The organism is Yersinia artesiana, assembly GCF_902726545.1.
Lineage (GTDB): Bacteria > Pseudomonadota > Gammaproteobacteria > Enterobacterales > Enterobacteriaceae > Yersinia > Yersinia artesiana.
Genome location: NZ_CACVAD010000030.1, coordinates 13,380 through 33,221, shown reverse-complemented (window position 1 = coordinate 33,221; position 19,842 = coordinate 13,380). Strand labels below are relative to the sequence as shown.

The following is a 19,842-nucleotide window of genomic DNA, read 5'->3' as shown; positions in this document are numbered from 1 at the left end:
TTCGTTCTATTATGGAGTGACCCCATATGTCTCTTACCGACACCAAAATCCGCAGTCTCAAACCATCTGATAAACCCTTTAAAATTTCCGATTCCCACGGTCTGTATCTCTTGGTCAAACCAAGCGGTTCACGTCACTGGTATCTCAAGTACCGTATTAAAGGTAAAGAATCCCGCATTGCACTCGGTGCCTACCCAGTCATCTCCCTCTCAGACGCCCGTAGTCAACGTGAAGGTATTCGCAAAATGCTGGTACTGAACATCAATCCAGCAGAGCAGCGAGCAGCCGAACGCAGTTCTCGCATGCCAAAGAAAGTGTTTAGAAACGTTGCACTTGAATGGCACAAGAGCAATAAAAAATGGTCACAAAATACAGCCGACCGTCTGCTGGCTAGCATGAGTAATCATATCTTCCCAGTCATTGGCACAATGTCAGTTTCAGAACTGAAACCCCGACACTTCATCACTTTATTAAAAGGAATTGAGGAAAAGGGGCTACTGGAGGTTGCATCCCGTACACGGCAGTATCTCCGGAATATCATGCGCTACGCCGTACATCATGGATTAATCGATTTTAATCCGGCAGCAAACCTTGACGGCGTGACGGCTCCACCAGTAAAACGACACTACCCCGCTCTACCACTGGAGCGTCTTCCTGAACTGCTTGAGAGCATTGAGAGTTTTCAGCAGTGCCGTGAACTCACTCGCCTTGCCATCCTGCTAACACTGCATCTGTTCATTCGCTCGAGTGAATTGCGTTTTGCCCGCTGGCATGAAATTGATTTCGGAAACCAGGTCTGGACAATACCCGCCACGCGCGAAACTATTGAAGGAGTGCGTTACTCTGGTCGTGGTGCCAAAATGCGCAGGCCTCATATCGTACCCCTCTCACAACAGTCGATCGCGATCTTGAAAAAGATTAAGGATATCTCAGGAGATAATGCACTCGTGTTCCCCGGGGACCATAATCCGTATAAACCCATGTGTGAAAATACGGTGAACAAGGCGCTACGCCTGATGGGCTGGGACACGAAAATGGAAATCTGTGGTCACGGTTTCAGGACAATGGCATGCAGTGCCCTTATGGAATCCAGTATATGGTCACAGGATGCTGTTGAACGGCAAATGAGCCACCAGGAACGTAACTCCGTACGCCAGGCATATATTCACAGAGCAGAGCATCTGGAAGCAAGAAAGGCAATGATGCAGTGGTGGTCGGATTATCTGGATACTTGCCGCAAATCCTATGTACCGCCCTACATACTGGGGAGAGGAAAAACGACGCTTCAAACTGGCTAGTGATTTAGTCCTCCTGACAAATCAAAGCCGTATCAGTGCAGACTGATGCGGTTTTTTGTTTTCTCCAGCAAAAAGGAAAAACGCTGTGTCGTAGATTCACTTGGCGCACACGGGTTATTCACTCAGAACGACATATTATAATTTTTAATGCCAGTAGCTTCGTACAGTTCGACAGGGCTTAAATCATAATCGCCCATTTCTCGTTCTCACCGAGACATTGGCTACCTTTCACAATGCAACAATAAATGATTCTTTCTGTATTCCTTTGTGTTCAAAATGACAGCGTTTAACGGGAACGTGGAAATAATCGGCGAGGAGAGGCTCTTGCAAGACACTCTGTGTAGTCCCAAAACAGTAACTATCTTTGCCCATTAGCAGACATTTATCTGCAATGTTATTTGCATGATTGATGAAGTGCGTATTCAGGATAATAGTAACATTTTTCTCCCGCGACAACGTGTACAACCAATTGATAATGAGAGACTGATTATTAAAATCAAGATTTGATTCAGGTTCATCAAGCACAAGGATGTCCGGCTCTGAGACCAGCGCCTTCGCGATATAACACATCTGTAGCTCACCACCACTGATCTGGTTAACATCTTTGGTTGCAAGATATGATGCACCAAGTTCCGACAATATTTGCCCCGCTTTTTCGATATCCCTCGCCCCAGGAGATGCCAGCATTCCGCCCCGTAATGGGCACCCAAAGGAGATGAAATCGAGTACATTGTAAGAAAAGTGAACACGTTTGGCCTGCGGGACATACGCCATACGAGCTTTCCGGTTTCCCACTCGGCCAATATGACATGAGCCACTAACCGGTTGATACAGACCGGTAACCGTTTTAAGCAATGTTGTTTTGCCAACACCATTCGGTCCTAATACGCACAGTACCTCACCTTCATCAATGGAGAAGCTGATATTGTTAAAGGCAGTTTTACTCTTTTTGAATGCGAACGTCAGATTATTCACTTCGATCATATCGGTTACTCATGATGAACAGTACAGCAAATAAAGGCGCACCAACCAGAGCAGTAAGTATTCCAATGGGGATCTCTGCGTAAGTCAGGGTCCTGGCAATGTTGTCGATGACCAATAAAAACAACGCACCACATACAGCCGAAGCCGGGATCAGCTTGCTATGGTTGTACCCGACCAGCGTTCTAACCAGATGCGGGATAACCAGACCAACCCAGCCCACCACGCCAGCGATGGTGACTGATGCTGCCACCAAAATTGAGGCTGTGATTAGCAAAACTGTATTCAACAATTGTGGGTTCATTCCAGCAATTTTGGCCTCATCATTTCCCAAAGACAACACATTGATTTTCCATCGAAGTTTGTAGATAACCAGATAACAAATGATGTATAGCGGGATGAGTCCATAAACCTGCTCTTTGACCAGAGAAGCGAAACTCCCCATAAGCCAGAAGACGATAGCCGGGAGTTCGTCCTGTGGATCGGCAACATATTTAATGATTGATACAAAAGACATAAACACCGAAGCCACTATGATGCCCGACAGGATAGTCGTGAGCTCCCCATTGTTTTTCTTGAAATGGCAAAGTCCCATCACGCATAAAAGGCTGACAATGCCAAAGAAGAAAGAGGAAAAAGCGCTGAGTTGTAGTGGAAAACCTAGCAGTATCCCAAGTGCTGCGCCGAACGCTGCGGCGGAAGATGTACCGAGCACATCCGGGCTAGCCAGTGCATTTCGCAACACCGCTTGATACGTCACGCCTGCTACTGATAGCCCTGCCCCTACCATCATGACGGCAATAATCCTTGGCAACCGTAGATTGCATATAACCGAGAATCCTGCGCTCAAACAACGGCGACCATTATCATGTAATACCTCCGTCATTATTTCGGGGAAAGATAATGTATAGCGGCCTATGAACAAAGAAATCATAGCCACAATCAGTAACAATACGATTGAAATCCACATTAGCATTCGGTATTTTTTTCTTTCCTGCATAACTAACCTTTAAAAATAAAAACCCATGCGCCGGATTACTTTATTACCGCTGTCTTAACTCATCGGTTAATAGCGCGTCCGGAATTTCATAATCAAACACTTTTTTATAGTGTAACCGCGTTGCAACTTTCAATTCTGCATCTGTTATATAGTCAGGGTTAAATTTATTAATCATAAACAATGGTAATAGCGCAGTCTCAGCAGACAATCCTCCCCAATTATGTAGCCCTACGGGTGTAGAAAATATTTTCCCATCTTTGAATGCTTTAATATTATGCCAGTCTTGCCCGGGATTTTTATTATTAAGAATATCCTTCGCGCTACCAAAGACCACAAATACAACATCGGGATCCCACTGAATTATTTGCTCCATTGAAACATTAATGTACCTGCCAGCATCCCCTTTTACCACCAGATCACTTGCTACATTTTCCATCCCCGCCATCTTAAGATAGGTATCACCATATGTTTTCGGCCCACTCACCTTGAGCTCTTTCCCATCACTCTGCTCAAGATATAATGCCCGAATATGTTGTGATTTGATCTTCTCGGCATATGGTTTTGCCTCATTGAGGCTTCTCTTCCATGCATCCGAAAATTTGTGACTGTGAGGTAAACCAAGCGTCTGGTTAAATTCGTTTTCCCAATACGTTTGCGTTACTACTGGCTCAAATTTCGTGTCACCACCAGCATCAAGATTAATAGTTGGGATCCCTGCCCGCTCCAGATTATCATTCTGACTTTTACCATAATAGTAAATAATATCTGGTTGTAAATTTAGTAAGGATTCCATATTTACAACATAGTCTTTATTAATAAAGTCAGTAGTGATACGGTCGATATCTGGCTTCATATCCTTGAGAAGTTTCATGTTTGAATGCAGAAAAGCCCAAGGTCCTACGCCCACAACATGTTTATATGCCAAATCATTTGCCATAATTACACCAAAGGGGCAATTACCGGTGATAATAATACGGTTGAATTTTATGGGTATTTCTTCAGTGTTTTTCATGTTTTGGTCATTTATCGTCTTACTCACCTCACTACTATTGGCATAGCTTGCCGTTGATAATAATATTATCGATGATATGAATAATGAGAATAATATTTTTCCATTAAGCATACTTAGCACCTCAATGAGTTAAATGAATTGTAATTTAATAGCATCACATGATTATTTTATTGAAAGACTTATATTACTTTCTTAACAAAACCAACGTCATGAGAAGCAGATTTATAGCGGAGATAACTCACCGCCAGAGACATAAATGAGAACAATGCTCCGGCGAAAAGACTAATATTTGTTACATTACGCCCAAAGTTATTAAAGAAAAACGCCACCAGCACAGAACCAATAATCTGCCCAATCAGACGTGAACTGCCTAATAATCCGCTGGCAATACCGCTATTTTCATGTGGGACCGAAGTCATAATGAGAAAATTATTAGGGGACTGGAATAGTCCAAAACCAAAACCACAAATAGCGATCCGCCAGAGGATCTGCAGATTCGAGGGTTGTACGGGCAGCCATGTCATTAAAAGAGTGCCTATCAAAAGTAGTAATAGTCCGGTAAATGCTACCAGGTTGGGCTCGAACTTTTTGATTAGTTCACCCGCGACCAATGACGTCAACATTGTCGCCAGCGGCCATGCCGTTAACAGCATGCCAATTTCAACGACATTGCGGTTTAATACATTATGAAAATAAAATGGTAAGGAGACATATGCCAGTAACTGCGTACTATATGATAACAAAGACATTAATAACGACAGAGAAAATGTCCTGTTGCGAAATATCGCAACCGGGATCAAAGCATCAGTAATCTTTCTTTTTTGATTCAGATACAAAGTGATTGCCAGCACGACAAGAATAATCGAGCTTGGGATAACGTCTAACACGTTGTTCCTCGCCAGACCCAGCATCATCGTTGAAAACGAAGCGAACGTCAGGAAAACCAGCAACGCACCCGCTTTATCAAACCGGTTTTCGGTACGTTGCGTCGATTTGAACGATACAATACAGAGCAGCAATGAAATACAAGCGATCGGTACATTAATAGAAAACAACCAGTTCCAGTTCGCAACTGACATAATAGCTGAAGCAATTGACGGGCCCGCCGCTGCGGAAACAGAGACCACCATTACATTAATCCCCAATCCACGACCTAACAACCGGGCAGGATAGATCTCTTTAATCAACACCGCATTCACACTTAGAATGGCCGCAGCCCCAAAGCCCTGAATGACGCGAAAAGCCGTCAGCATCATCAGTGTTTCAGAAAGTGCACATCCTAACGAGGAAAGCGCAAAAAAAATCACTCCAAGAATAAAAATACGTTTGTTACCTATTTTGCCTCCCAATGCAGCGAATACCAGCAATGAAGCGACCACAGCAAACTGGTAAGCATTGATTATCATGATGGATGCAGCTTCTGAGACGGCAAAATCTTTGCCAATAACAGGTAAGGCAACATTTGCGATAGTGCTGTCCAGCATCGCAATCACTGTACTAAGTGATACAGCCAGCACAGCACCAATGTTGAGTTTTTCTTCTTTGATATGTTCAGTTGACATAATTCCTCCCCAGAATAAGTCATCGAATAATGGATAGACTCATTCTAAATCTCGGCACACTCTCAATTGTTACGTTATAACATAACCAATGACAATGAGAATAATTATCTTTTGAAAGGATCTATATCAATATGTTTCCAGCAGGAGTCCATTGTCCTGTTTGATAATTCACGATTTAAAGTAAACAAATGGGCCAAGGGCTTATCAGCAGTGCTCTTGCAGATTACGATCATACTTGGACGCCAGATGTCATCATGATTCAAGCGATGAGAGGTAGTGATGGGTATTAAAAATCCAATTTATCAATACATTGGGAGCCTCGTGATTTTCCAATGATTAATATGAAGTAACCCGAAGCAACAAAAAATAACATTCAAGTCCTCGACCTCAAATAATCCATAACGTTATAACATAACAAATCAATCAGCATGAGGCGTCAACATTGAACACCAACATTACCCGGCGAAAACTTATTCTTACTGGTTTAGCGGCCCTCGCAGCCAATACACTGGCTATACCGCTGACATATGCACATATGCGACCTCAGCTAAGTCATAAGCATTCCTCCCTCCCAACAAATGGGCGCACGAAATTTACGATAATGCTAGATCCTGGACACGGGGGTATTGATTCCGGCGCAGTGGGTTGTGAAGGATCGCTGGAAAAACATGTAGTACTGGATATTACCTCTAAGATAAAAGCCATTCTCAATAGCCACGGTATTAATGCACTCCAGACGCGATCGGATGACACATTTATTCCACTATACGATCGCGTACAGATTGCTCACGCACACAAAGCCGATCTATTTATGTCCATTCACGCCGATGGTTTCGCAAGTCCTGCAGCCCATGGAGCTTCCGTTTTTGCACTTTCAACACGGGGAGCCAGCAGCGCTATGGCAAGGTATCTATCCAAAAGTGAGAATGCTGCTGATAATATTGCTGGAAAACAAATCATTCACAGGGACAAGTATCTCGACAAAATCATCTTCGATCTTGAACAGACTGAAACCATCAGGGAAAGTCTTTTACTGGGATCACATATAGTTCACCACATTTCTCCAGTCCACCATATGCATTCAAACCATACAGAACAGGCAGCTTTTGCAGTACTTAAATCACCCTATATTCCATCTGTCCTGGTTGAAACCTCTTTTATCACCAACCCACAGGAGGAGAAATTATTAGGCACAACGGCATTCCGCAACAAAATTGCATCCGCCATTTCTAATGGCATTATCAGTTATTTTAGCCACAAACAAAACGTTTCAGCATAACGATAATAATCTCATTCTATTGGATTTAAGCAATGAGCATATGTCGCGGTAAATTGTCCACCCTACCACCATTCAGATGCTGAGCCATCTTTAGGGATGTTTATCATGACATTGCATGACCTACGCTATTATTTTATATCAATCACACTACTCTTCTCACCGTACTCTTTTGCGGTCAACGTTCTGAACCAGGACGGTAAAAGTCTCGATTTTTATGGCACTATCATTGCGAGACGTTTTACCAGTAATAACATCAAAGATGATGGCGATCGTAGCTATCTCTATTTTGGATTGATTGGGAAGCATGACCTTACCCACAACTGGCAAACCTACGCTCACTGGGAATATACGGTTAGTGCATCAGATGCCAGCAGAAATGCAACCCGGCTAGCGTTTCTGGGCGTAGACAACCCGTACTGGGGAAGCCTGGATATCGGCCGGAACTGGGGGGTACTGTACGACGTAACCTCAATAACCGACCGCTCTCCCTTATTCAGGGAAATGTCTTATAACTACATTGACAACTTCATGCGTGGCCGAGCCCTTAATCTTGTGACGTGGCGTAAAAATCTTTCGGTCTTTCAACAGACAGTGAAATTAGCAATGCAATACCAATTCAAAAGTAACAACGGAAATCGAGCTTTAAGACAACAGAACGGCAATGGTATTGGTACTTCCCTGTCCTGGTTCTTTACGCCAAAGCTCAGTGCACTTTTTGCTGCGTCATCTTCCGAGACTACATTTTCACAGCAACAAAATGCCGGTTACAAAAAAAATATTCGGACTTTCGCAGAGGGGGTCAAGTACCAGAGCCAAAAACTTTATCTGGCCACTGTTTTCACGCAGAGTAATAACGCTATCAACCCCCAACCTCGCAACAATAATACCAACGCCTTCAGCTATGAAGCCCTGGCTAAATATATGCTGACCGACAAATTTCAACCCAACATTGGTTACACTCACCTGACGCAAACAATCGCTGGCCAACGAACCCGAGTGCTGGATTATGAAGAAATAGGCTTTAGCTACTACTTCAACAAAAATATGCAGATATTTTTAGATTATAAATTTAATAACGTCAGAAATAGCCCTGCCGGGATTGACTGTGCAGATAAACTTGATACAGGGATAAGTTATCACTGGTGAAAACGTATCCAGAGTTAGATGTATTCTGACTCTGGACAACAGAGCATGGTTGAAATTAACGGATAGGATATATGCCCATAAAGACCCTTTCCCTTGCATCATTAGCGACTACCACTTACAAGCTATAAGAAGAAATATCAATAAGATAATTTATTTTTCTGAACCTCGCATGTCTATAAACGCTGAGGTATTTCTCACATTGATAGCAATCAATTAACTTATGGCATCAGATAATTGCCAAAGAAAATAAATGAAGGAAAATCACTTATGTCCTGGAATAGCAATCTCAAGCTTATGGCAAAAAACTGGTTAACAATACACGAAGCTGTGCAAGTGATTAATGAGACATTCGACACTTCAATTACAGAAAGTACAATATATCGCTGTGCACTGTATGGGCAAATAAATCTATCCATTTACTTCCAGTCTCCGGTAACATTACGAAAAATAACTAAAAATGGAGAAAAAGTAAAAATATCTATTTTGGATAATTCAGAACTCAAGAGACTCTGCTTTCTTGATAAGCATTGTTTCAAAAATAATAGGAACCTTATCATATCTACTGAAGGTGATTACTTTTCATCTCGCAGGAATATTTTGGACACAAACCTATTTGGATTTGAATACATTATCATATAAAGATATCTAGCAGACTCGCTCAGCATGCCACTACCTATTGATAATCCTGACACCATTAATTTTGGCATCACTGTTACGAGTGGAAATGAACTTTTCTTACTTTTCAATAAAATATCATGGAAAGAACAAATTCAGAGCAAGATAAAATACTTATCGAATGAAACCACCTCTATAATAAAAGAGTCTTCCTTGCGGAATGAAGAGCGGGACTATGCGGATCCATGCTACTTCCCAATGCATGACTTGCCACAAGATGCTTGTTTCGTTATCAAATGTGTTGAAATTGAGAGATTGATAGAAAAGCTAACCAGTGACAAAAACCCCAAGTTATCTCCGACGAGAATATCTACGCCCTTATCCCGGCTGTTCTGGCTAGCCTGTTATCATAATGATGATATACGCCCTCTGGTGAAACAACCCTACAAACTCTTGTCTATATTTGAGGAATGGGCAATCTCTGATGGTATCACCGATCATCTCAGCGGTGATACGCTAAAAACGGCGCTAGAACGTGGCTCCCCTTTATCGTTTAAAACTACGGTAAAGTAGTACATCCTTCGTGTATATAGCTCTGAGATCCGTATTACGGATGAATAATTTCGTGATACGGGTTCACTGTCTTTATCTAAACATCATTCTGTGTTCCTTTATGATAGCAATGCCATAAACCCCTGGAGGAACAAATGCCATCTCATCAATTATTACGCCTCAGACAGGTCGAGCAAAAAACAGGTCTTAAACGTTCACAAATCTATCTGTATATGAAAGACAAGCGTTTCCCACTCTCAATAAAAATCGGCCCAGCCAGCGTAGCCTGGCTCGAGTCGGAGATTGACGAATGGATTAATCGTAAATTAGCTAACCGCTAAGACAAGAGAGATAACTTATGTTTCCCTCGCTGAATTATTACGTACTCACGGATGTAATTTATGCATTGAAGGATGGTGACTTATCTTACGGTGAAACACTTGGATTTACTCTTGAAGAAATTAACGAAATAAGTCAGTTACCTTTTAATTCATTATTAACCATCTGCTACTCTCCCGCATCATTTATTACAGTAAAAATTCACCATGACATTTTACGCAAACAGCTGGAAAGAGCACGTACTGAAACCCAGAATCATCAGCAAATTAATCGGGCGATCCGGTTAGGTGGATCTATAGCATTACTAAAGCATTATTTTGGTCTTACTTCCAACGATGTCTGTTTCAACCGCAGATTACAGGGCATATCTGTACCGTATGGACGCTCACCTCTTCCTGATGAAACCATGGATGCCACAATATGGTGCCGATGGAAGGCGTTAAAGGGGAAAAGTCCTGATGCTAATGAAGCAATTAACATCATGATGCAGATCACCGAAGAGTTAGCCTCAGAGCCCAATCCCCCCTCACTCACTGTTGTGTGTAACCGAATCACATTTTGTGAGCAGGGAAGGACAGACAGGAGGACATGATATGCCTGACGAAGTTGATCGCGACCAGGAATTCAATGAGCAACGTCTGGAGGAAATGATTGAACAAAGCCGTTTCAAACCAGCAGCAACACCTTCCCTGTATCACTGTCAGTTCTGCGGTAGACCAATTCCTGAAAAGCGGAGGCACACTCTGCCAGGAGTAACAACGTGTAGAGAATGCCAGGAAATGCTTGAACGACGTAAACGCTAATGTTAACAGTAAGGCGTGCAGGGAATTAAAACCCCGCACGTCTTTATATTTCACTATTAGTAAAAACACAATCACCGATTATATCCCCCTCCCCCTTACACTACTAAAATTCATCCCCGAAAAACTCTTAGCATTTCATTTTCACTTTATCATTCCAATTTATATTAATTAAATCCATCCTGATAGTGTTTCTGCTCATCGACCTGACAGTTAGGCATTTATTCAGCCTGGTCGAGCACCGTTCTTTAATAATTTACATCAGGCTATCACACAACCTTAATTCAGTGTGCCGCTGAATGTTCTCGCTGACCCGTTGAAATCGGAATGCAGAATTGGGACGTGACCCGTTTATTATTATTTTGATTAGAGAACTATCCAAATAAAACCAAGTGACATATTTTTGTCGATCTGGAATTTTCAACAGATACGCTGAAATCAAACATCTACCGCAAAACAATAGTGCAGCATTTATCCGAATCAAAAGCCCTGTAGATAATATCTCATGACACACTTTATTATGATTTCGGCAATCCGGCGCAAAGCGCTCACAATCTCGAAACCACACATTTAACCCTTCAAGTTTCCCTCAGCATGCATGGTTCTTTAGCTATGTACGCTGCCCGCATTCCCGAGGCTACTATGCTTTCCACATCTGCCTTTCTGGCGGTGGCCATGCAGTGTGCCACCAGCATTCATCCGTCCACAGCACTCGACGTCGTAAGGGTGGAGTCCAATTTTAACCCTTATGCGATCGCCGAAATTATCCCAAAGGGCTCAGGCACCTTCGGTCACATTAAAATCATTTCTCATCAGCCCACCAGCCGGGAAAGAGCAGAGCGAATCATACGTCGCCTTGTGGCGCAGAGCCGCCGTTACTCTGTGGGGCTGATGCAAATTACCAGCACCAATTTCCATCATTACGGTGTGACAGCCTCTGACCTGCTTGATCCCTGTACCAATTTGTCTGTTTTCGAATACATCCTCAACGACTGTTACCGACGCGGCGGCTCGCTGAAAAGAGCACTGAGCTGCTACTACTCCGGCAATTTCCGTACCGGAGAACAGCCGGAAGCGGTTTTTTCCGGAACCAGCTATGTGCAACGGATTGGTTACGCTGCAGCTCCCCACTATGCCGTACCCGGAACCCACGAGGATAAATTGACATCCCCGCCGTTCCTGAAGCCTACGCCTGCAGGTGACCAGTTACGTCCCTGCGTGATCTGGCCGAAGGGCGTGGTTCGTGGCATCCCCCCAAAATTCCGCCAGAAGAAAATTGCCCTCGAAAAGATCTCTACGCCGTCATTGCGCCGGAGCCTCTCCCTGTCACCCCGTGAGGAGAAAGAATAATGACACTTTGCCGCATACTTAAGGCCGCTTTCAGTCCTGTTTCCGCATTTGCACTCATCGTCTGTTCTGTACCCCCGGTTTTTGCCGACGGCTTTCAACGCGCAAATACCGTGATGGAAAAAGTCGCCACCGGCCTTAATGGTCTGGCAGCCATCACCATTACCGTGGCCGTGATCTGGGTAGGTTACAAGACACTCTGGAAAGGCGAAAGCCTGTCCCAGTGCGCCTACATCATCATTGGCGGCATCCTGATTGGTGGAGGCAGTGAAATCGGCGCACTGCTGATGAGCTGAGAGGTTATCTATGGCAAAGCTGCTTAAGGCAATGAAACGTCCGGCGGCACTATGGGGGGTGCCGATGGTGCCTCTACTGGCTGTCACGGGTATCACCATCATCATTGCTGTCTGGACCTCCGTCGCTTTCCTTGCCCTATCCGGCAACCCTTACGCTGATGAAGTCAGCCGTCTGTATTATGCCTCGCTGGAGGCTAACCCATTTCGCCGTAACCGCTTGTTCCTGACTGCCTGCTACCGCCCTTTTGCCAGTCTGGAAAAAGCCGGACACCGGCGTATGAAAGACGGCCAGAAACTGAAAGAGCTTGACGGTGCGTTGCAGGAAATGCTGGAAATTAAAGGTACCCTCGATACCGCTCTGTCACGCTACGCCGCACACTCTCTTGGTAGCCAGTATGCTTCCTGCATTGGTACTGGCGATGCCAGTTTCCTCTTTCTGGACAACCTACTTCTGAGATAGAAAAGTACTTCAGTAAAGTGGTCCACAAAGCATACCCAGCATTGATTGCGTATTTTCTTCATTCCTGAAGGGATTTGCCATTCATTCAGTGCATCTTAACGGGCTCTTTGCCGCCCGCACCCGCAGCCTCCGGATGTTACGGGCATCCAATGTTCGAAACATCCGGAGGACAATTAAAACAAAAAAAGGAAGTTTTATTATGAAAAAAAAGATAAAAGTGTCGTGCCGAAATTTTTCATTAGGTTCATAAGCCATTACTGCAGCGCCCCTTGTTACCTGACCATGAGCATTAACGAAAAATCTGAGCACAATATTTCCCGGTGATTATCGGTATGTTGAGATCTATACCTAGCCTTATATATACCGTTCTTCGTTAAAGCTTTATTGAGTCAATCAGGCATATCATAGAATGAACGTAACTTTTGTCTGGAGAATATATGAATATACTCACCCGCTGCACCCTACTGCCCTTACTGTGGCTCAGTGCTACTAAGGTGTACGCCTTCCAAAGCACTCCGCCAGAACAGTCCTTTTCTACAAGGCAATCCATAAATTCGGAGCAAGACGTTCAGGAATATAGTTACTCTGACAAACATGAGCCGTTGCAAACAACCCGGTTAGGGGGCTGTAGTGCTAGCCCAATCCCAGGATGTAATTACCCCACGCAATCGGATTCCGATTTTCACCAGAAGTAATGAGTGTCATGTTTACTAAAAAAATCTAAAGAACTCCTTCAGGTCCTGAGTATACCATCATCATTAATGCTCTGATTTAAATCGAATGATGTCATCTACGTTAACATTCAGAGAGTGAGATTCCGCATCACCGCCCCCCAATATTATGTCCAGGATCACATGCAGAGATGGAAGGCGTAGTTGCAGGGTTATTTTCTATTGGCTCCCAACCAACAAAGACATGGGCACCTTTCTTGAACCGTTATACGTCCAATTTGGCATATCCTGGACGGGGCATAGCACTAAAGCGCCGCTGCGAGCGAGGTGCTGACGTTTAGAGCAGTGTCTCCATTTTAATCTCTTTTGATTGCTATAGACGACAACATATATTATTGATGGCAAATTGATATTACTCAGGCTTTCAAGGACGGCCCATGTACATCCAGCACATAGAGATATCTAATTTCCGAAAACTACTTTCTGTGCGAATTGACTTCGCTAATGAGACCACGCTGCTTGTAGGTGCAAACAACAGCGGCAAATCCTCTGCCATGCTGGCACTTCGGAGATTTTTGGTTTCTAAGGCTTCAGCTTTTCGGCTCCAGGATCTGACTCTTTGCCATCTCGCCAAGCTGGATGAGATTGGTAAAGTGTGGGAGAACGCGCCGGAAAACTTTGAAATACCTACAGCCAAGGACTGGGCTGACTGGCTCCCTGGTCTGGATATCTGGGTGTCGGCAGATCAAGGGGAGTTCCACTACATCCGGGATCTCATACCCAACTTTGCGTGGCGCGGGGGGCTAGTGGGAATGCGTTTTCTGCTTGAACCTGATGATATGAATACGCTGTACACGGACTATCGTAAGGAGCGCATGAGGGTTGTAGAGCTTGAGGGTGCTCTAGAGAAGGAAGATCCACCCGGTAGGCCGCTGAAGCTATGGCCGCAGAGCCTACATGATTACCTGAGCCGTCGGCTGGGAGATAAATTCAAAATACGTTGGTACCGCCTAGATCCGCAACAACTTAAAAAGCCTGACAAGTCGACTAGAATGGCGCAAATGCAGCAATTGAGCCCTACTGCCCAGCCCTTGGAAAGCAATCCTCTCAGTGGATTAATTCGAGTACATGAAATCAATGCACAGCGGGGATTCGGCGACCATTCGGACGACAAACAAGGAGATCACACTAGACCCAGCGGCGCTCAAAAACTCTCGGAACAACTCAGATCTTATTACTCCCGACACCTTGACCCAGGTGACAGCCCAGATGTTTCAGACCTCGAAGCGTTGCGGGCGATAGAAGCAGCCCAGTCGGCATTCGATACGAAGCTAGGTAGCAGCTTCGAACCTGCTATTAGAGAGGTCGAGGGATTGGGCTACCCCGGCCGTAATGATCCACGCATCAAAGTCGCAAGTCGCCTAGCAACAACTGACGGCATGAACCATGAAGCGGCCGTCCTTTTTGAGTTGGATTCAATCCAGGGTACTCCAGGAGCCCCTCCTCTTCATTTACCAGAGACCGCTAATGGGTTGGGATATCAAAACCTGATATCTATGATTTTCCGGCTGATGGGCTTCAGGGACGAGTGGCTGAGAAAAACCAGAGCCGCCAGCACGGAAGTAATAGACCGTGTCGAGCCCATCCACCTCGTGCTCATTGAAGAACCTGAAGCCCACCTTCATGTTCAAGTGCAGCAAGTGTTCGTGCGGCACGCCTATCAAGTTCTATGCCGAGACGCTTTGCTTGAACGCTACCCAAATCTGAAGACTCAGCTTTTGGTAAGCACTCACTCCAGCCATGTAACACATGAAGTGGAGTACCAGAACCTTAGGTATTTCAGGCGACTTCCAGCCGGAATGTATGGTATCGGTGTACCGGTGTCGACGGTCTCTAATCTCTCTAACGTGTTCGGCGAGGGAACAAAGACGAAGGAATTCGTAACTAGGTATCTGCGGGCACAGCATGCAGACATATTCTTCGCCGATGCCGTCATCTTGGTAGAGGGTTCAGCAGAGCGAATGATGCTGCCGCATTTTTTGCGAAATAAGTTTCCATTCCTTGACCGCTGCTACATCACAACCCTCGATATCGGTGGCAGTCACGCACACCGATTAAGGCCTTTAATTGACGCCCTTGGCATCCTCACCCTAGTTATTACAGACCTCGATGCAGGGCTTAATAAAGCTGCAAAACCGGTGCAAAGAAATTCAGATCAGATTACGAACAATCCGACATTGCGGAGCTGGATGAAACTGATGCATCTGGGCAGCACAGTGGATGAACTGCTTGCGTTACCAGCGAACCAAAAAGAGCACAAAATCGACGACCTGTACTCGGTACGCATCGCCTATCAAACTCCTATTTCCACCCACCTGCCCGCTACTGGTGAAGCAATACAAGCTCTTCCAAATACCTTTGAAGACAGCTTTGTGCTTAGCAACGCTGGTTACTTTGCGGAAAAGACAAACGGTACTGGTCTGATGAAGGCTTTCATAAAAGTTTTGAATGAGGCGCAAACATCAGAAGCCATAGGGGAAGGGTTTTTCAACGAATTACGCGAAGGAAAGAAAGCAGAGTTTGTGTTGCTCGTTTTGGGCGACAAAAACTTTCCCAGCCTCGAAATTCCTGAGTACATCCTTGAAGGCCTCAACTGGCTTGAGTCCAAATTGCGAAGCAAGCAAAAAGAGCTTCTGGTAATTCCGCCCGAGGGCGCAGAGGTGACGTCATGAACGAAGCAGTTGTCGCCGATGCCGACACCATTATGCAGGCTTGCCTGAATCTGGCAGATCCAAAAAGTTTTTTTCTTTACGCAGGTGCGGGATCAGGAAAAACCCACTCACTCGTCGAGGCTATCCGCGAACTCAAAAGTCGCGAGCGAGAACGCCTGACGTTCGAAGGGCGGCGCATTGCGGTGATTACCTATACAAACGCAGCCTGCGAGGAGATTCTTCGAAGGCTAGAGTTTGATCCACTCGTGGAAGTCTCAACCATTCACGCGTTCGCCTGGCGCCTAATCCAAGGATTCGACAACGAGATCAGAGAGTGGCTAAGGATCAAACTTGCCCTGGACATTGAGAAGATAGAGGGCGAGCTAGCACGCTCGAGAGGCGACAATAAAACATCTCGAGCAAACCGACGGAAGCTACAAAGCAAAATACGCAGACTTGAGACTCTCGACGAGATTACCAAGTTCATCTATAGCCCTACAAGTAACAACAGAGAACGACAAGCACTCAATCACGATGAGGTCATCAAGTTGACCGCAGCATTCGCTCCCAAGCGCCCTTTGTTAGATGTTCTAGTAGACCGCTACCCAGTTGTATTGATCGACGAAAGCCAAGACACCCACGCGCCAGTAATGGAGGCTTTTCTGAAAGTCCAGCAATTGGCGCAGACACGCTTCTGCCTGGGGCTACTCGGCGACACCATGCAACAAATTTACGGCCATGGGGTAACGCACCTTGATAAAGCAATACCAGGTGACTGGCGGAAACCTGAAAAGGTCGTTAATTGCCGCTGTCCTCGTAGAGTGGTAGACCTTATCAACGTGATTCGAAGCACCGTAGACAATCATCAGCAGACCCCAAAGCCTGATGCCATTCAAGGTGTAGTGCGCATGTACTGCATTAGTCAAAACCAAGATCAGGCACCAAATCTTGAGGAAGGCATCGCTCATTCGATGGCTGCAATCACCGACGACGGAGAATGGGCTACCGGCCCTGAAGGCCGAAAGACCTTGATTCTCGAACACAAGATGGCTGGACGGCGGATGGGGTTCGAGAAGCTTTTCACGCCCCTCTACGCGGTTGAGCACCTTCAAACAGGCTTGTTGGATGGAACCCTGCCCGCACTTCGCGTTTTCAGCGAAGGCGTTCTTCCCATCCTTACCGCAAAGGACGATCATTTCCTTCTGCTTGAAGCAGTACGCTCTCGCTCCTCCTTGCTCAGCAAGGATTCTATGCAATCAACAGTGGATCAATCGGCCCACATGCAGCGTGTAGAAGACGCGACGCACGCCCTGTTCTCTCTTTTCGAAAGAAACGATCCAACACTGAGCGAAGTCGCAACGCTTCTGTTGCAAACTCAACTGCTTGATGTCCCAGAAAATCTGGTTGAGGCAATGGTGTTGGGATCTCCTGGTGAGGCGCCCGATCTTGAAGATACGAACGCGATAACCAATTACGCCTATCAGCTATTTCTTGAGCGCCCATTTTCGGAGCTGGCAGCTTTTGCGACTTATACAGATGGCCTTTCACCCTATGGTACGCACCAAGGTGTAAAGGGACTCGAGTACCCGCGAGTTATGGTTGTCATCAACGATGATGAGGCAGACGGTTTTTTGTTCAGCTACGACAAATTGCTGGGTGTGAAAGAACCAACAAAAACTGATCGAGACAATGAGCGTGATGGCAAGGATCACGCACTGGCTCGTACTCGCAGGCTTCTCTACGTAACGTGTAGTCGTGCTGAAAATAGCTTAGCGATTGTCGTATACACACCTCAGCCGGCACTGGTCAAGCGAAACGTGGTTGCTGCTGGCTGGCTCCAAGATAGCGAGATCGAAATCCTATGAGGCTTCCTCCTTGGTCTGATTAGCCCCTGACTTTGTAGATGTTGCAAACATCCGTTTCTGGCACGCAGCGGATATGGCCAACAGTATTCTGTATGAATCAACGGGGAGCAGGTCACCGCTATGAGCGAGGAACGGACATTACGGAAACATTAGAATACTGAGCGACTATGTTATGGGTGTTGTGCTTTTACTCCCATCCCATTTCTTTGTAAGTCTTACTGTCCTGTTCAGGAAAATCAGTTTGATATTCTCCCCAGTTATGGAACGCGTAATATTTGTTCATTGCTTCAAGATGGGAATCTGCGTCACATGTCCACACTAATCTGTAGTCTGGATCCAGCATTTTACGAGCAGAGTCTCCCCGTGGACCGGCAAGACAAAACAAATCTAAACCACCTTCGTTTGTCCATAGCTCATGCTTCATCATTTTGCTTCCATGAACTGCTTTCCATAAATTTAGATATTGCGATGTTAGCAAAATCAGCTTCTAGCAGTTACTGTGAGGGTAACTGCTGGCTAAAAAGTCCTGGATTGTTTCCATCCCGAGAGGGACCACCATCGAACACCTGGATGTCGACTTACCAGCAGCCAGCCTAGAGTTGAGTGAAACCGATTTAAAGGAAATCGATACTCAGTTTTCAACCATTGATACTCAGGGGGCACCTTTGTCCCAGGGACTGGATGCCGCGATCGATCGCTGAAAGAAAAAATTCATTAATCCCAAAGCAGGCAAGGAATATTGATCATGTCAGGCAAAAACTCTTTTTTGACTCTGAATAATGGCATAAGTATACCCGCTGTGGATCCTGGCATATAAACGAGAAAGCCACTTATTCTTTCGAACCTTCTGTATGAGCAATTAGAAATTCAATGAGAGCCTTCACCCTTTTCGTTTTGCCTGCGCTTTTCGGGTAATAGAGATAAACCGGCGGATACGTTTTCCAGTAACGCTCCATAACGGGAAGGAACGTCTCCCTGTCTGGTTGTAATCGGTAAATGGGTTCAAATAAGCGGCCAATCCCCAGCCCGTTGCGGATACCGTCGGCCATGACGTCAATATCGTTGCTGATAAGCTGGCCGGGCATTTCAACGGTCAGTTGTTCTCCATTGTCATTCAGAACCAGAGGGAGGATGCGGTTATTGGTGATGAAACGATAGCCGATAAGCCGGTGCTGACGGAGATCGGCTGGCACTGCAGGCATACCATATTCGGCAAGATAGGCTGCTGAAGCATACAGTCCTTCACGAAACGGTTTCATTAAAGGACGCGCCACCACCCCGCCCTCCAGAATATCGCCAAAGCGGATCCCCAGATCAAAACGGTCGTCGATGATGTTCACGGTGCCATCGTAGACCGAAACCTCAAGCTGAATACCCGGGTATTCACGGCAAAATGCAGCCATCGCGGGCTTAAAAATCAACAGATAGGCGAAGCGTGAGAGCGTAATCCGCACCAGGCCCGACGGTTCCTGATTCTGATCGCGGATACTTTCCAGCGATTTTTCCAGCGAATCCACCGCCGCTGCGGTTTGCTCCAGCAACTGTTGTCCGGTTTCTGTCAGCTCAATGCGCCGGGTAGTGCGCAGGAAAAGAGGATGCCCGATGTGCTGTTCTAAAAGCTTGAGGGCATTGCTGACCGATGGCGGAGTAATTTCAAGTCTCCTGGCCGCCGCCGAGATACTGCCTTCACGCGCAATGCTTTGAAAGATACGTATCTGATTATAAATGGCGTTATTCATAGGTTCATCCTTAAGCAATGGCCAGCCAATTTTTAACTACAGGCTAAATATATCAAGTCAATGGCACTTGCCATACCTTCGCACATGGAAGCGTGGTCAGATCATCACGCTATCCTCGGAGGTGAGGATTCAGGGACATATCCTGGAATGAGGCAAAATCAATTATTAG

17 protein-coding genes and 1 pseudogene are annotated in these 19,842 nt (G+C 45.5%); 12 read left to right on the top strand and 6 right to left on the bottom strand.

The features are described from left to right. Positions 1-26: 26 nt before the first annotated feature. On the top strand, positions 27-1,298 hold the full coding sequence (locus tag HU019_RS11915; RefSeq protein WP_174847258.1) for a tyrosine-type recombinase/integrase: 1,272 nt from the start codon (positions 27-29) through the stop codon (positions 1,296-1,298). Between the two features lie 228 nt (positions 1,299-1,526). Here the strand turns inward: HU019_RS11915 and HU019_RS11910 are convergent, their stop codons facing one another. From HU019_RS11910 to HU019_RS11895, 4 genes are all read right to left on the bottom strand, one after another. Then, a complete protein-coding gene (locus HU019_RS11910) occupies positions 1,527-2,282 on the bottom strand; it encodes an ABC transporter ATP-binding protein (RefSeq protein ID WP_174847259.1) in 756 nt (251 codons plus the stop codon). Then, positions 2,266-3,279 carry a FecCD family ABC transporter permease gene (locus HU019_RS11905; protein ID WP_174847260.1) on the bottom strand — a complete coding sequence of 338 codons (1,014 nt, stop codon included), beginning with the start codon at positions 3,277-3,279 and terminating at the stop codon, positions 2,266-2,268. The genes HU019_RS11910 and HU019_RS11905 overlap by 17 nt, the downstream gene beginning before the upstream one ends. Positions 3,280-3,322: 43 nt before the next feature. Next, positions 3,323-4,402 (bottom strand): ABC transporter substrate-binding protein, encoded by a 1,080-nt coding sequence (locus HU019_RS11900; protein ID WP_227739284.1) that lies wholly within the window; start codon positions 4,400-4,402, stop codon positions 3,323-3,325. Between the two features lie 68 nt (positions 4,403-4,470). After that, positions 4,471-5,853, bottom strand: a complete 1,383-nt coding sequence (locus HU019_RS11895) for an MFS transporter (protein WP_172408803.1) — start codon at positions 5,851-5,853, stop codon at positions 4,471-4,473. Between the two features lie 442 nt (positions 5,854-6,295). On the opposite strand from HU019_RS11895, the gene amiA reads away from it, so the two are divergent. From amiA to HU019_RS11840, 11 genes and pseudogenes are all read left to right on the top strand, one after another. After that, the gene (amiA, locus tag HU019_RS11890) at positions 6,296-7,132 is read left to right on the top strand and encodes an N-acetylmuramoyl-L-alanine amidase AmiA (RefSeq protein ID WP_174847261.1); all 837 of its coding nucleotides are present in this window, start codon (positions 6,296-6,298) and stop codon (positions 7,130-7,132) included. A gap of 105 nt (positions 7,133-7,237) precedes the next feature. Then, positions 7,238-8,278, top strand: coding sequence for a porin (locus tag HU019_RS11885; RefSeq protein ID WP_174847262.1), 1,041 nt, complete (start codon positions 7,238-7,240; stop codon positions 8,276-8,278). A 663-nt stretch (positions 8,279-8,941) separates the two neighbouring features. After that, entirely contained in the window at positions 8,942-9,466 is a 525-nt protein-coding gene (locus HU019_RS20450) for a hypothetical protein (RefSeq protein ID WP_320407009.1), read from the top strand. A gap of 134 nt (positions 9,467-9,600) precedes the next feature. Beyond that, positions 9,601-9,786 carry an AlpA family transcriptional regulator gene (locus HU019_RS11875; protein WP_057067591.1) on the top strand — a complete coding sequence of 62 codons (186 nt, stop codon included), beginning with the start codon at positions 9,601-9,603 and terminating at the stop codon, positions 9,784-9,786. Positions 9,787-9,803: 17 nt separating this feature from the next. After that, positions 9,804-10,376: a DUF2857 domain-containing protein gene (locus tag HU019_RS11870; protein ID WP_174847263.1), complete on the top strand. Its 573-nt coding sequence runs from the start codon at positions 9,804-9,806 to the stop codon at positions 10,374-10,376. Position 10,377: 1 nt separating this feature from the next. Next, positions 10,378-10,587, top strand: coding sequence for a TraR/DksA family transcriptional regulator (locus HU019_RS11865; protein ID WP_122079782.1), 210 nt, complete (start codon positions 10,378-10,380; stop codon positions 10,585-10,587). 639 nt (positions 10,588-11,226) lie between these two features. Then, positions 11,227-11,934 (top strand): lytic transglycosylase domain-containing protein, encoded by a 708-nt coding sequence (locus HU019_RS11860; protein ID WP_174847373.1) that lies wholly within the window; start codon positions 11,227-11,229, stop codon positions 11,932-11,934. Then, positions 11,934-12,227, top strand: a complete 294-nt coding sequence (locus HU019_RS11855; RefSeq protein ID WP_048216043.1) for a TrbC/VirB2 family protein — start codon at positions 11,934-11,936, stop codon at positions 12,225-12,227. The genes HU019_RS11860 and HU019_RS11855 overlap by 1 nt, the downstream gene beginning before the upstream one ends. A gap of 10 nt (positions 12,228-12,237) precedes the next feature. After that, a pseudogene (locus HU019_RS11850) lies at positions 12,238-12,618 on the top strand (VirB3 family type IV secretion system protein); the annotation flags it as partial. A 1,177-nt stretch (positions 12,619-13,795) separates the two neighbouring features. Next, positions 13,796-16,090 (top strand): AAA family ATPase, encoded by a 2,295-nt coding sequence (locus tag HU019_RS11845; RefSeq protein ID WP_174847264.1) that lies wholly within the window; start codon positions 13,796-13,798, stop codon positions 16,088-16,090. Then, complete coding sequence (locus HU019_RS11840) at positions 16,087-17,934, top strand: UvrD-helicase domain-containing protein (protein ID WP_174847265.1); 1,848 nt, start codon at positions 16,087-16,089, stop codon at positions 17,932-17,934. The genes HU019_RS11845 and HU019_RS11840 overlap by 4 nt, the downstream gene beginning before the upstream one ends. Before the next feature lie 187 nt (positions 17,935-18,121). On the opposite strand, the gene HU019_RS11835 is transcribed toward HU019_RS11840, so the two are convergent. Further along, positions 18,122-18,361, bottom strand: coding sequence for a hypothetical protein (locus HU019_RS11835; protein ID WP_227739286.1), 240 nt, complete (start codon positions 18,359-18,361; stop codon positions 18,122-18,124). Positions 18,362-18,764: 403 nt separating this feature from the next. After that, the gene (locus tag HU019_RS11830) at positions 18,765-19,673 is read right to left on the bottom strand and encodes a LysR family transcriptional regulator (protein ID WP_174847266.1); all 909 of its coding nucleotides are present in this window, start codon (positions 19,671-19,673) and stop codon (positions 18,765-18,767) included. Positions 19,674-19,842 lie beyond the last annotated feature (169 nt).